Below are 13120 nucleotides of genomic sequence, written 5' to 3'. Positions count from 1 at the left end.
GCTCACGCGAGCGCGGTGCGCTCACCGAAGCGTGCGGAGAGTGAGGTCGGGAGCGGGGCGCCGTGTGGGCCTCGCGCGGGTCAGTGACGTTTGCGCTTGGCCTTCGCCTTGGCCTTGTCGGTCCGACCGTTGGCCTTCCGCGCGGCGAGCTGACTGCCGCGGCTGGTCCCCGCCGGCGTCCCCTTCGCCGTGCCCTGCTTCGGCTTCGACTTCTTCCGCGGCTGAGGCTGCTGCACGGCGGGTGCGGCTCCGGCCGCTTCCGCGTCGGCGGCCTCGGTCGCACTGCCGCGACGCGAGCTGTTCGCAGTACGACCGCGCACGATGCCGATGAAGTCGTCGATCTCCGCGCTCTCGCGACCAACCGGCCACACGAGCACGATGGGAACCCCGGGGAGATCCGTGATCGGCCGGTATTCGACGTCCTTGCGATGATGCAACCGAGCGACGGACTGAGGCACCACGACAACGCCGACCTCGGACGCAGCGAGTTCGATGGCGGCTTCCGCATCGGTCGCGAGCGGGGTCGCCGCTTCCACGAACCCGAGCTCGGCGGCGCGTTCGTCCCAGCCGAGGACGAGCGGAGGCATGATCAGCTGCTCGTCGGCGAGATCCGCGACGGTGACGTCGTCCTGCTTCATGAGCGCGTGCTCGATCGAGAACACGACGACCGGGAGCTCCTCGTAGAGCTGGATGGCGTGCAGGCCGTCGCGATCGATGGGAAGCCTCGCGAAGCCGACCTCGGCTCGGCCGTCGAAGAGCGCCGCGCGCTGGTCGTCAAGATCGGTTCGCACGAGGGCGAGCGCCGTGTCCGGCCGCCGATCGGACCAGATCCTGGCCCATTTGCCCGGGTTGACCCCTCTGGCGTAGGCCACGGGGAATGTCGGACGAGCGTCCTCGTCTTCTTCAGCGGGTTCGGACGCCTCAGCGAGTTCAGCGTCGTCGATGGGTTCGGCGTCGTCGATGGGTTCGGCGTCGTCGATGGGTTCGGCGTCCGCTGCAGTGAGCCCGTCCGCCGCATCGCGGCCGCCCGCACCGTCGAACCGGTCGTCGGTCGGCACGCTCTGCTGCTCGTCCTGCTGGTCGTCGATCTCGCGATCCGCGTCGGTCTCCACTGCACGTCCTCCCGCTGGTCGCCCCTGCCAGACTACTGCAGTGACCATGGGTCGGTTCGGCCGCCTCCGCCGCGGCGCGGTACGCTTTCCGGATGAGCTCCAACACGAACACGCAGATCATGAAGCCGGCGACCGCAGCCAAGAAGCTCGGCATCTACCTGCCGGCGGCTCCCGAGTCCTTCCAGACCGAGCCGATCACCCGTGCGGTGTTCCTCGAACTCCAGTCGACGCCGCCGGAGTGGCTGGCCGAACTGCGTCGCACGGGACCGCACCCGCGCGACGTCGTCGCCCGCAAGCTCGGCGTCTCCGTCTCCGGCCTCGCCCGCGCCGAGATCACCGAGGCGCTCACGACGGAGCAGATCCAGGAACTCCTGAAAACGCTCCCCGCCTGGCTCGTCCAGGAGCGCGCGACGCACGCGGAGGTGCAGGCGGAGAACGCGCGCGTCAACGCCCGCAACGCCGAGCGACGCGCCCGCGCGACAGACGCCGAGTAACGCCGCTCCGGTCGGGATCAGGCAGCACCGATCCGCTCGGCGGACAGCACGACGTCGACCCGGGCTCAGCCCGCGACGATCCGACGCGCTCCAGCCTCGAACTCGTCGAGGTCTCCGGTGTGCCCCGCTCGGTACACCTTGCCGCCCCACCAGCACATGTAGAGCAGGAACGCGGCGAGCACTCCCCCGCCGATGACCATCTTCACTGCCCACGGCCACGGCGCCGGCGTCACGAAGCCTTCGACGAGGCCGGAGACGAACAGGACGAAGACAAGGCCGATCGCGACGGTGAAGAGCGCCCGGCCGTCCTCGGCGAGCGCTTGCCCGCGGGTTCTCGAACCCGGTGCGATCCACGCCCAGAAGATGCGGAGTCCCGCGGCGGCGGCGACGAACACGGCCGTGAGCTCGAGCATCCCGTGCGGGAGGATGTACTCGAAGAAGACGTCGCCCTTGCCGTAGGCGAACATCACCCCGGCCGCCTGGCCGATGCCCTGGGCGTTCTGCAGGATCACGTACGGCACCCAGAGGCCCGTGATCCCGAAGGCGACGCACTGGGCCGCTATCCAGGCGTTGTTCGTCCACACCTGCCCGGCGAAGCTCGCGGCGGGGTTGTTCGAGTAGTAGGCGACGAAGTCCTGCTCCACGTACTGGCGGATCTGCGCATCGGTCCCGAGGTTCGCCACCACCTGCGGGTTGCTGGCGATCCACACGGCGTACAGCGTGGCGATGACGACGGTCGCGAGGGCGACGCCGGCCGTCACCCAGCGGATGCGGTAGAGCGCGGCGGGCAGGGACAGCACGAAGAAGCGCGGGACGAGTGAGAGCACGTTGGCGCTCGCACCCGTGAACCGGAGGCGCGCACGGGACAAGGAGACGGACAGGTGGTCGCCGACGAGCGTCGATCCGGCCGTCGTCTTGATGGCGGAGAGCTGCGTCGCACCCGATTGGTAGCGGTCGATGAGCTCGTCGGCCTGCGGTCCGGTGAAGAACCGCTGGCGACCCAATCGGTCGAGTCGGTCCCACTCTTCGCGGTGGGCGGCACTGTAGGCGTCGAGATCCATCTGATTAGATGATAGACATGGCCGTCGCCCAGGTACCAGCTCCCGAGCCGATCGAGGATGATTCGGCCCTCGTCATCGGTGAAGCGGTGGCCCTCGACGTCCGCCCCACGTCGTTCATCCTCCGCGCGACCGGCGCGATCATCGACTACGTCCTGTCGATGATCGTCTTCATCGGCCTCGTCCTTATGCTGTTCTCGTGGGCGCTCGCGAACGTCGCGACGGATCAGGCGCTCTTCACCGCACTCGTCCTCGCGCTCACGGTCGTCGCGTTCGTGGTGCTGCCGGCGGCCGTGGAGATCGCCACACGTGGTCGCTCGCTCGGGAAGCTCGTCGTCGGTGCGCGCATCGTCCGGGACGATGGCGGTGCGCCCGGGTTCCGGCACGCGTTCATCCGCGCGCTCACCGGGTACTTCGAGATCTACATGACCTTCGGCGGTGTTGCGGCGATCACGGGTCTCCTCAACGGCCGCACGAAACGCCTCGGCGACCTCCTGGCGGGCACCTACAGCCAGCGCGAGCGCCTGCCCAGGGTCGTGGAGCCCGTCTTCGGGATCCCGCCGCAGCTGGCCGCCTGGTCGACGACGGCCGATGTGGGCCGGCTGCCGGATGCGCTGGGACGTCGGGTCACGCAGTTCCTCAAACAGGCGCCGTCGCTCACCCAGCAGACACGTGCGCGCCTGGCCGCCGAACTGGCCGCCGAGGTCTCGCACTACGTCTCTCCGCTGCCCATCGCGCCGCCGGAGCTGTTCCTCGCGGGCGTCTCGGTCGTCCGCCGCAACCGCGAGTACACGGCGCTGCAGTTGGAGCAGCGCCGGTTGGCGATGCTGCAGCCCGTGCTGAGCGGGCAGCCGCACGGCTTCCCGGACCGCTGAGCCGCCTTCTCGCGCTCCTTCTCGCGCTCCCCGACACCTGCCTGACTGTTCACAACTCAGGAGCGGTGCGGCGTGTCGTGCGCGACACGCCGCACCGGCCCGGCGACACGCCGAGGCCGTCCTGAGTTGTGAACAGTGCGCTCAGGAGCGGGCGCGCCGCGGGGCGAGCCCGACCCAGAGCCTGAGGCGCAGCGGATCAGTAGCGGTACTGGTCCACCTTGAACGGGCCCTCGACGGGAACGCCGATGTAGGCGGCCTGCTCCTCCGAGAGCGTGGTCAGCTTCACGCCGAGCGCGTCGAGGTGGAGGCGCGCGACCTTCTCGTCGAGGTGCTTCGGGAGCACGTAGACGCCGACGGGGTACTCGGCCGTACGCGTGTACAGCTCGATCTGCGCGAGGACCTGGTTCGTGAACGAGTTGCTCATCACGAACGACGGGTGGCCGGTCGCGTTGCCGAGGTTCATCAGACGACCCTCGCTCAGCACGAGCACGCTGCGGCCGTTCGGCAGGCGCCACTCGTGGACCTGCGGCTTGATCTCGACCTTCACTGCGCCCTCGAGCGCTTCGAGCGAGGCCATGTCGATCTCGTTGTCGAAGTGGCCGACGTTCGAGACGATCGCGAGGTGCTTGAGCGCGAGGATGTGGTCGAGCGTGACGACGTTGAAGTTGCCCGTGCAGGTGACGATGATGTCGACCTGGTCGGCGACGCTCTCGAGCGTGGCGACCTGGAAGCCGTCCATCGCGGCCTGGAGCGCGCAGATCGGGTCGACCTCGGACACGATGACACGAGCGCCCTGACCGCGCAGCGCCTCCGCCGCGCCCTTGCCGACATCGCCGTACCCGGCGACGAAGACGATCTTGCCGCCGATGAGGACGTCGGTCGCCCGGTTGAGGCCGTCAGGCAGCGAGTGGCGGATGCCGTACTTGTTGTCGAACTTGCTCTTCGTGACCGAGTCGTTGACGTTGATGGCCGGGAAGAGCAGTTCTCCGTCGCGGAAGAGCTCGTACAGGCGGTGGACGCCAGTGGTCGTCTCCTCGGTGACACCGAGGAGGTCGGCGGCGATGCGCGTCCAGCGGTCGGGACTCGTCGCGAGGGACTCGCGCAGGACGTCGAGGACGACGCGGTACTCGTGGCTGTCGGAGTCCGAGTTCTCCGGGGCTGCGCCCGCGAGCTCGGCGTCACGGCCGCGGTGGACGAGGAGCGTCGCGTCGCCTCCATCGTCGAGGATGAGGTTGGGGCCGGTCCACTCGGCGCCGGCGGCTTCGGCCTCTGCAGACCAGTCGAAGATCTGCTGCGTGCACCACCAGTACTCCTCCAGCGTCTCGCCTTTCCAGGCGAAGACGGGTGCGCCGGCGGGGCTGTCGACGGTTCCCGTGGGACCGACGGCGATGGCGGCGGCCGCTTCGTCCTGCGTGGAGAAGATGTTGCAGCTCGCCCAGCGTACCTGTGCGCCGAGGGCGACGAGCGTCTCGATGAGGACGGCGGTCTGCACGGTCATGTGCAGGGATCCGGCGATGCGGGCGCCGCGGAGCGGCTGGCTGTCGGCGAACTCCTCGCGGAGGGCCATGAGGCCGGGCATCTCGTTCTCGGCGAGACGCAGCTGGTGGCGTCCGGCCTCGGCGAGGGACAGGTCCCTGACCTTGAACGGCAGGGCGGTGGTTGCGGCAGAAGAGCTCATTGCTCCATCATCTCAGAACAGTCGGCGACGACGGACGTGCTAACGGAGCGATCGGCACGTTCCGCGTGCAGGCCGCGTTCTGCCCGCACCGCCTGTTCAGTCCTCGGTGCTGCGGATGAGCGCGAGGGCCTCGTCGCGGATGCGCTCCATCGTGGAGCGATCCGCCGCCTCGACGTTCAAGCGGAGCAACGGTTCCGTGTTGGAGGACCGCACGCTGAACCACCAGAACGGTTCGTCCTGCGAGACGGTGCCGATGACAGTGAGGCCGTCGAGCTCGTCGAACGTCGACCGCTGCTGGAAGGCCTCGACGATGCGGAAGAACGCGCTCGGCACGTCGTCCACGGTCGAGTTGATCTCACCGCTCTGCGAGTACGGCGAGAAGCGGCGTCCGAGCTCGGACAGCGGGGCATCGGCGTGGCCGAACTCCGCGAGCACGTGCATGGCCGCGAGCATCCCGTTGTCGGCGCCCCAGAAGTTCTTGAAGTAGTAGTGCGCGCTGTGCTCTCCGCCGAACACGGCCCCGGTCTCCGCCATGACGTCCTTGATGAGCGAGTGGCCCACCTTGGTGCGCACGGCGACGGCGCCGGCCGCTTCGATCGTCTCCGGGACGATGCGTGAGGTGATGAGGTTGTGGAGGACCACGACCTCCTTGCCCGGCTCGAGTTCGCGCCAGCGGGCGATCTCGCGGAGGGCGACGATGGCCGTCACGGCGGACGGGGACACGGGTTCGCCGCGCTCGTCGACGACGAAGCAGCGGTCCGCGTCGCCGTCGAAGGCGAGGCCCAGGTCTGCGCCGTGCTCGACGACCGCGCGCTGCAGGTCGACGAGGTTCTTCGGGTCGAGCGGGTTCGCCTCGTGGTTGGGGAACGAGCCGTCGAGCTCGAAGTACATCGGGATGATCTCGATCGGCAGCGCGGCGAGGCCCGCAGCCGTCCCGAGGACGGCCGGGACCGTGAGCCCGCCCATGCCGTTGCCGGCGTCGACGACGACGCGGATCGGGCGGATGCCGGACAGGTCGACGAGCCCGCGGAGGTGGCCTGCGTACGCGGCGAGGACGTCGAGTTCACGGATCGTTCCGGGCTCTGCGACCTCGGTGAGCCCTCCCTCGAGGAATGCTGCGGCGCGATCACGGATGCCGGCGAGCCCCGTATCGAGGCTCACGCCCTGGGCGCCGGCCTTCGCGAACTTGATGCCGTTGTAGGTGGCCGGGTTGTGGCTCGCCGTGAACATGGCGGCCGGCGCGTTGTAGTGGCCCGACGCGAAATAGGTCTCGTCTGTGGAGCAGAGGCCGATGGAGACGACGTTCGCGCCTCGTGCCTGCGCACCGCGGGCGAAGGCGGCGGCGAAACCGGGCGACGAGTCGCGCATGTCGTGGCCGACGACGAGGTCGCCGCGGATGCCGAACTCATCGACGAATCCCGCGCCGAGAGCGGCGACCAGATCCTCGGTGAGCTGTGTGCCGACGAGCCCTCTCACATCGTATGCCTTGACGATCTGGCCGAGGCGCTCTGCGCCATGTGGGAGGTCAGCACTCATGCTCGATAACCTACCTCACCGCCTGTGGTGTGCCGAACCACCTGCCAGCCCTTCGGAGCGCTCATGCGTTCCGCGTGGATGAAGCACAGATCGTAGCTGTGCGGCGTCTTCTCGAGGCTGAGCGGCCCGAGGACGGCCAAGGAGTCCTGGTAGTCGTACGTCAGCGTTGCGACCGGTTCACGAGAACACCCGACCTTTGAGCACATCCTGTCAACCATGCGGTCAGGGTACCCCCGGGCACCGACCGAGAGCCGTCTCCCCCGCCGCGAGAACTAGGATGAAGTCATGGCCCGAGCCGAGGAAGAGACCCGAGAAGCGCTGTCCAGACGACGCTCCCGACACGGTCGAGCCGGGCGATCGATCATCGTGGGCCCGGACCTCCCGCCGCTCACCACCCGCGTCGACCAGTTCGACCTCACGGTCGCGACGACCGCGGACTACCTGCGAGGCTCCTGGCCGGACGAACTCGCCGACGTCATCTTCGAGGTCGCGGCCATGCCGATCGCCAACACGGGAACCGACGGCGTGGACCGCTGGCGTGTCGACCGCGCGAGGCGCAGCATCGTCCTGTTCCGCCTGCCGATCCAACGGCTCAGCAAACTGCACCAGAACGACGAACTGCACCAGCGCATGATGGTGGAGAGCTGCGTGTTCCGCGCCGTCGCCGAACTGCTCGGCAAGGACCCGTGGGACCTCGGCCCCGATCGGTTCCGCTTCCTCTGAGGGTCACGGCCCAGCTCGCCCTCGGGCCGCGGGGCCCGCGCCTGATGACTGCGCCCCGATCGCATCGAGGCGCCCCGCCGTCTACTTCGGGAAGACCTCGATGGCGGCGGCGAGCGGGTTCGGCGGGTTGACTGCGAACGATGCCAGTGCGCCCGGCGCCGACATGCTGACCGAGCCGTACAGCCCCGCCTTCGTCGTCACCTGGTAGCTCTGCCCGGCAGCGACGGGGACGACGCCGGCCGAATCGGCCTTGACCGTGACCTTGACCACCGCACCCGTGTCCGGCTTCAGCTCGACCTCGGCATCGCTCGTCCCGCTGTTGAAGAGGTGCAGGACCGCTGCCGGCCCCGCTGGCACGGAGAACGCAAAGGTGTCGTTCAGCGGCGCCGATGCCGTGAACCAGGCGAAGTCCTCCGCTGCGTCGGCGCGCACGTTGCTGCGCGCGGCCGCGACGACGGGGTGGTCGGCGGTCACCTGCAGCGTGTAGGTGCCGATGGGCAGGTTCGGCAGGGCGACCTCACCTGGCACACCGGGGGTCAGCTGCACGTCGACGGCGTCGAGTGCCGCGGTCCCATCCTCCTTGTACGCGGTGATCGACACCTTGGCCCCGTCCGTTCCGGGGGCCAGGATGCGGAGCGCCGTAGCGCGATCGTCGACCGAGGACGTGTCGGAACCGGGGACGGGAGCCGGAGCGGAGCCGACGACGAGACCGGGGATCGTGAGTGCGGTGGTCGGGGCCGTGGTGGGTCCCATCGTCTCGACGCCGCCCGGGGTGAGGACGCGCACGGTGCTCTGCTGCAGTGCGGCGACGATCTGGCCGCCGCGGCTCGTGACGTGCACGACGGGCGTGACCTCGTTGGGCGCGAGGCCCGTGAGCGTCACGACCTTCTGCGTTCCAGGCGGGACGACGATGCCGCTCGCGCCAGGCGCCTCGAGCAGACCGGTGGAGCCGTAGACGTCGAGCGTGACGTTCGCGTCGACGGCTGAGGGGTTGCTGAGGAGGATGAGCGTCGTGCGGCCGACATCGCTCGACCCGCCGACGAGCCACGACTCGCCGGACGCGGGGGTGCAGGCCGCTGCCGTGAGGCCCGCGATCTCGGCCTGGGCTGCGGACTGCGACTGCGCGGCGCTCAATGGCACGGGCTTCTGACCGCCACCGGGCACGGAGACCTGCAGTGGACCGCCGTCGCCGGTGCCGGAGGTGTTGTCCGGCGCCGCCAGATCGGTCGTCGTCGGGGTGGTCTCGCCGCCCGCGAACTCGACCGCGGCAGAGCCGAACGAACCGAGCGCCGTTGCGGCATCCGCGTTCTGCGCGAGCGCGAGGAGCGGGCCGGGGCAGACGACGGACTGATCGCCCGCGACGGGCGTCACGAGCACGCTCTGCGGTTCGATCGTCAGGTTCGGCAGCTCGAGTCGGCCGGCGGCCGCGATCGTCACGGCGGCGACACCGATCCCGACGATGCCGGCGATGATCCGGCCGGAGGTCATGGCCACGCCACGCTTAGTCGGCACGCTGTGCCTCCGTTCCTGGGGTCGCTTGGTCGTCGAGGTCTGTCTGGTCGACCGGTTCCGGTTCGGCGCCGTCCGATGGGATCGCGCCGTCGTGCTCCGGTTGGACGTCCTCCGGCTCGACCTCGAGCTCGCCGACGAGCGGTGCGCGCACGGGTTCGTCGGCCGGTTCGGCGCCGACTGCGGTCGCATCGGGCACAGGCGCTTCATCGGCGGAGTCGTCAGGGAGGGGCGAGCCCGACGGCGACTCAGCCGTCGCCCCCGCGGCGTCGTCGGAGACCCCGGCAGCCGTTGCGCCGGTCGTCGCGATGGATTCAGCGGATGCGCCGGAGTCACCGGTCCGCACGGCGTCCGAGATCGTCGAATCGCCGGTCTCCACGGCACCCTCGGTGGTCGAGGATTCGCCAGCGGCAGCCGTGTCCGCGGCCTCTGCCGCAGAGGTCACCGCCGCGGCGCCTCCTGCACCGGCAGCCGCACCACGGCGCCACCAGCGAGGCTTGGCGGCCGGTGTCGCAGTCGTCGTCGCAGGCGTCTCGGCAGCGGTCGCCGTCGAGACGGCGTCGTCGGTCTCGGCGTCGCCTGTCGCATCGGAGTCCTCCGCGGCCGTCGGCGCGTCGGCGGCGGCATCGTCGGTGGCATCGACATCGGTCTCGGCATCGGCGCCGGAAGCGGCCACTGCGGTCTTCTTGCCCGTGCGCCCCTTGGCTTTGACCGGCTTGCGCGATCCGACGCGGTAGCCGTCTCGGGAGGCCCCGGTCGGCACGCTCAGCAGGATGACGATGAGGAAGACCACACCGAGGCCGACGGCGACGAGGGTGCCGACGACGGTCTGCTTGGGGATCGCGGGTCCGGTGCCGACATCGGCCACGGCGCGCCAGAGCGTCCCCGTCTGCGTCTCGCCAACGGAGATGAGGGCCGGGTTCGAGTCGAGCGCCGTCGCGGCCCGCAGCGTGGTCGCCGCGGCCGTGGTCGAGTTCGCGTTCTCCTTCACCGGGGACAGCAGGACGAAGGCGATGCCCTGGGCCTGCAGCGTCTTGGTCGGGTCGAGCCCGCTCTGGGACGCGAGGTTGCCGGCGAGCGTCGCGATGATGCGGTCGTCGCCGGAGGTGCCCCGCGCAGTGGACGCGAGCGTCGACTGCTCCTCGAGGGTCTCACCGGAACCGCGCACGACGATCGCAGCGATCGAACCGTCGTCCTGCGGAGTGATGATGAGCGTGCCGAGTCGCGGATCGGACTCGGTCGCCGCCGTGACGTACGCGGGGAGCAGACGTCCGTTGCTCTCCTCGACGACGGCGGTGCCGAGCGGCTGCGCGATGGCGAGCGGAACCGCGACGACGGCGGTCGCGAGCACGATGACGAGCGCGGGGATGGCGGCGCCTCGCTTGATGCCGTCGAGGCCGCGGACGGCGGCGCCCACGATGCCGAGCCAGTAGAGGCTGATCGCCGCACCGGTCCAGACGGGAGCCGTCTGGCCGCCCGTCGAGGCCAGGTAGAGGTGGCTCGCGGCGACCGCGGTCACGAGGCCGAGGAACGCCGCGAAGAGGAGGAAGACCGCACGGGCGGTGCCGGGGCGGAAGAGGGCGAACAGTGCCACGATCGCGATCGGGGCCAGGAGCGCGGGGACGGCGATGACGGGCGACAGGCCGGGCAGGCCGAGCGCTGCGGCGATCTGGCTCCAGCCGCCGAGGTGACCGAGCGGGAAGCCGAGGGCCTGCTGCCAGCCGGAAGCGGCGACGCCTGGCACGACCGCGCCCGGATCGGCGAGGAGGCCGAACCAGTTGCCGCGGTGGATGCCCTGCTGCCAGATGAGCGGAGCGAAGAGGGCGAGGGCGGGGATCGGGACGAGCAGGACCCGGGCGACGCCTCGTCCGGCGAACGCCGCGGCGACGATCCACAGCAGGACGAGCGCTGGGATGAGCGATGGGGAGCTCGCTGCGATGGCGGCGAGCAGCAGGGCGCTCGCGCCAGCGGCCGCCCAGGAGCGCGCGGCGGAGAACCCGGCGAAGAAGAGCCACGGGAGCAGCACGTGCACGAGGACACCGGCCGGACGACCGTCAGCGAGTGCGCTCAGGAGCGTCGGTGCGAGCGTCCAGAGGATGGCCGCGACCGCCCGCAGCCCGCTGCGCTCCGTGATCCGCGTCGCCGCGAACCAGGCGCCGAGCGCCGAGAGCGGCAGAGCGAGGAGGAAGAGGAGCACGAGACTGAACGACGGCTCCCAGAAGGTGATGGAGCCGAGGACCGCGAGGACCGCCGCGAACGGGTCGGCAGCGCCCACGAAGCCGAGACCGATGTCGCGCCAGCCGAACCCGACCTGGTGCCAGAGCTCGCCGACGGTGGTCGACAGGGGCAGGAGTCCTCCGCCGGAGATGAACTGTGCGCCGAGGAGCGGCGCGAGGATGCCGGCACCGACTGCGGCCGCACCGAGCACGACCCACGCGCCGCCACCGGAGAAGAAGCGCAGATCGCGCTCCTCACCGACGACGCCGATCTGGGCCGCTTCTCGCTTGAGGGCACGCTGACGACGCACCTCGTCGAGTTTCATCCGGAGGCCGGAGATGCTCGACCAGCCGAGACGGCGCTGCGCGGCGAGCTGTCGGCGCGCATTCCCCACCTTCATGCCGGAGAAGGCGACGCTGAACGCGGCTCCGAGTTCGCCGAGCACGAGCTCCGGCTGCTTCTTGACGAAGTGCCCGATCACCCGAGCGATCGCGAGCGGGACGAGGCTCAGCCAGTGGATGACGACGAGAATGCTTGGCGCGTAGACGAGGCGTCGGTGCAGCTGGGCCGCGCGCGCCTGACGGTGCCTCCGGCGACGCGGACCGATCTTGTTCGACCACGACGGGCCGGAGATGCCGGTGCCGGCCGATGCCACGCGCGCACCGGGCACGACCGTGACGAGGTAGCCGGCGAGCCGGGCACGGATGCAGAAGTCGAGTGCGTCATCGGCGACCAGTGCGGGATCGAAACCGCCGAGCTGATCCCAGACCTGGTGGCGCACGAGCATGCCCGTGGGGCCGACGGCCATGACGTCGTTGACGGTGTCGTGCTGCGCCTGGTCGAGTTCGTCCTCGACGAAGGGGACCGCGGCTCCGAGCGTCGTGATGGTCTCGCCGTAGCGGCGCAGGAAGGTGGGGTCGTCCCAGTCGAGGACCTTCGGGCCGGCGACGGCGACGGACGGAGAGACCTCGAGCGCACCGAGGAGGGCGGCGAGCGCCTCCGGCTCCGGGGCGGAGTCCTCCGACAGCAGCCACAGCATCTGGCCGGGGTCGTTCGGCTGCTCTGTCACGCGCACGCCTGCGGCGACGGCCTGGCCGAACGGGAGCTCCTCGGAGATCTGCACGATCTTGAGGGACGGGTGCGCTTTCAGGAGCGCGAGCGTCGAATCGCTGCTGCGGCAGGCGACAGCGACGATCCCGTCCGCTGGACGGGTCTGGGCGCTGAGGGCTTCCAGCGTGCGGGCGACGGACTCAGTGCCGTCGCGCACCACGAGGATCGCCGTAACTCGGGGAGACATCGGAATCAGCCTAGGTCGGTCATCGGCAGACGCCGGGAGCGACGCGGCGTGCCCCTGAACTGGTCACGTGGAATGATCGCGGGCATCGCCCGTTCACACGGGCGACGACCGCTCACATCATCGACATCGAAGTCGGAGGAACCTGCCTGACTGCTGCGGGTTCAGACTGCGCGCTTGCGCAGCTTGCGTCGTTCACGCTCCGAGAGTCCGCCCCAGATGCCGAAACGTTCGTCATTCTGGAGTGCGTACTCGAGGCATTGTGCGCGGACGTCGCAGGTCGTGCAGATGCGCTTCGCATCCCGAGTGGATCCGCCCTTCTCCGGAAAGAAGGCCTCCGGATCCGTCTGGGCGCACAACGCATCGGTCTGCCAGGCGAGTTGGTTCTCTTCGTCGACGGGCTGTCTGACGCCTGGGACGCCCAGCTTGACCGGATCGACGAACCAGTCTTCAGGTACCCCAGAACGATATTCAGGAATAGCCATACCGTCTCCCCACCAATTCGTACCCCGCGCCACGCGGCGCGATACATAATTACACCGTTGTCATTAGCCCGGAGTCAAGTCGCATATCGTAAAGCCTCAAGAAAGAATTGAGGGTTCGCGACGCGCCGGGTGTCACCTG

Annotated in this window: 11 protein-coding genes; 3 read left to right on the top strand and 8 right to left on the bottom strand. The window is 69.7% G+C overall.

Going from position 1 to position 13120, the window contains the following annotated elements; all coding sequences use genetic code 11:
- Window positions 1-80 precede the first annotated feature (80 nt).
- Window positions 81-1112, bottom strand: coding sequence for a LysR family substrate-binding domain-containing protein (locus ACQ3HB_RS13760; RefSeq protein ID WP_430920633.1), 1032 nt, complete (start codon window positions 1110-1112; stop codon window positions 81-83).
- 92 nt (window positions 1113-1204) lie between these two features.
- Here ACQ3HB_RS13760 and ACQ3HB_RS13755 point away from each other — a divergent pair, with 92 nt between their 5' ends.
- A complete protein-coding gene (locus ACQ3HB_RS13755) occupies window positions 1205-1606 on the top strand; it encodes a DUF5997 family protein (RefSeq protein WP_430920632.1) in 402 nt (133 codons plus the stop codon).
- A gap of 65 nt (window positions 1607-1671) precedes the next feature.
- Here ACQ3HB_RS13755 and ACQ3HB_RS13750 read toward each other — a convergent pair whose 3' ends face one another.
- Window positions 1672-2667: a stage II sporulation protein M gene (locus tag ACQ3HB_RS13750; protein ID WP_430920631.1), complete on the bottom strand. Its 996-nt coding sequence runs from the start codon at window positions 2665-2667 to the stop codon at window positions 1672-1674.
- Between the two features lie 17 nt (window positions 2668-2684).
- Between ACQ3HB_RS13750 and ACQ3HB_RS13745 the strand changes: the two genes are divergently transcribed.
- A complete protein-coding gene (locus tag ACQ3HB_RS13745) occupies window positions 2685-3539 on the top strand; it encodes an RDD family protein (protein WP_430920630.1) in 855 nt (284 codons plus the stop codon).
- A 196-nt stretch (window positions 3540-3735) separates the two neighbouring features.
- Here the strand turns inward: ACQ3HB_RS13745 and ahcY are convergent, their stop codons facing one another.
- From ahcY to ACQ3HB_RS13730, 3 genes are all read right to left on the bottom strand, one after another.
- Entirely contained in the window at window positions 3736-5217 is a 1482-nt protein-coding gene (gene ahcY, locus ACQ3HB_RS13740; RefSeq protein WP_430920629.1) for an adenosylhomocysteinase, read from the bottom strand.
- A gap of 96 nt (window positions 5218-5313) precedes the next feature.
- A complete protein-coding gene (locus ACQ3HB_RS13735; protein ID WP_430920628.1) occupies window positions 5314-6753 on the bottom strand; it encodes a phosphomannomutase/phosphoglucomutase in 1440 nt (479 codons plus the stop codon).
- Window positions 6750-6959 carry a DUF3499 family protein gene (locus tag ACQ3HB_RS13730; protein WP_430920682.1) on the bottom strand — a complete coding sequence of 70 codons (210 nt, stop codon included), beginning with the start codon at window positions 6957-6959 and terminating at the stop codon, window positions 6750-6752. Before ACQ3HB_RS13730 ends, ACQ3HB_RS13735 begins: the two co-directional genes overlap by 4 nt.
- A 79-nt stretch (window positions 6960-7038) precedes the next feature.
- Between ACQ3HB_RS13730 and ACQ3HB_RS13725 the strand changes: the two genes are divergently transcribed.
- The gene (locus ACQ3HB_RS13725; protein WP_430920627.1) at window positions 7039-7476 is read left to right on the top strand and encodes a metallopeptidase family protein; all 438 of its coding nucleotides are present in this window, start codon (window positions 7039-7041) and stop codon (window positions 7474-7476) included.
- Between the two features lie 81 nt (window positions 7477-7557).
- On the opposite strand, the gene ACQ3HB_RS13720 is transcribed toward ACQ3HB_RS13725, so the two are convergent.
- The 3 genes from ACQ3HB_RS13720 to ACQ3HB_RS13710 all read right to left on the bottom strand — a co-directional run bounded on the left by ACQ3HB_RS13720 (window position 7558) and on the right by ACQ3HB_RS13710 (window position 12981).
- A complete protein-coding gene (locus ACQ3HB_RS13720) occupies window positions 7558-8988 on the bottom strand; it encodes a DUF5719 family protein (RefSeq protein ID WP_430920626.1) in 1431 nt (476 codons plus the stop codon).
- The gene (locus ACQ3HB_RS13715) at window positions 8978-12499 is read right to left on the bottom strand and encodes a glycosyltransferase (protein ID WP_430920625.1); all 3522 of its coding nucleotides are present in this window, start codon (window positions 12497-12499) and stop codon (window positions 8978-8980) included. The genes ACQ3HB_RS13720 and ACQ3HB_RS13715 overlap by 11 nt, the downstream gene beginning before the upstream one ends.
- Window positions 12500-12660: 161 nt before the next feature.
- Window positions 12661-12981, bottom strand: a complete 321-nt coding sequence (locus tag ACQ3HB_RS13710; protein WP_430920624.1) for a WhiB family transcriptional regulator — start codon at window positions 12979-12981, stop codon at window positions 12661-12663.
- Window positions 12982-13120: the final 139 nt, after the last annotated feature.

The organism is Plantibacter lichenum, assembly GCF_050587525.1.
Taxonomy (GTDB): Bacteria; Actinomycetota; Actinomycetes; order Actinomycetales; family Microbacteriaceae; genus Plantibacter.
The sequence above is the reverse complement of the archived record's forward strand: the minus strand, read 5'-3'. Positions and strand labels throughout refer to the sequence as shown.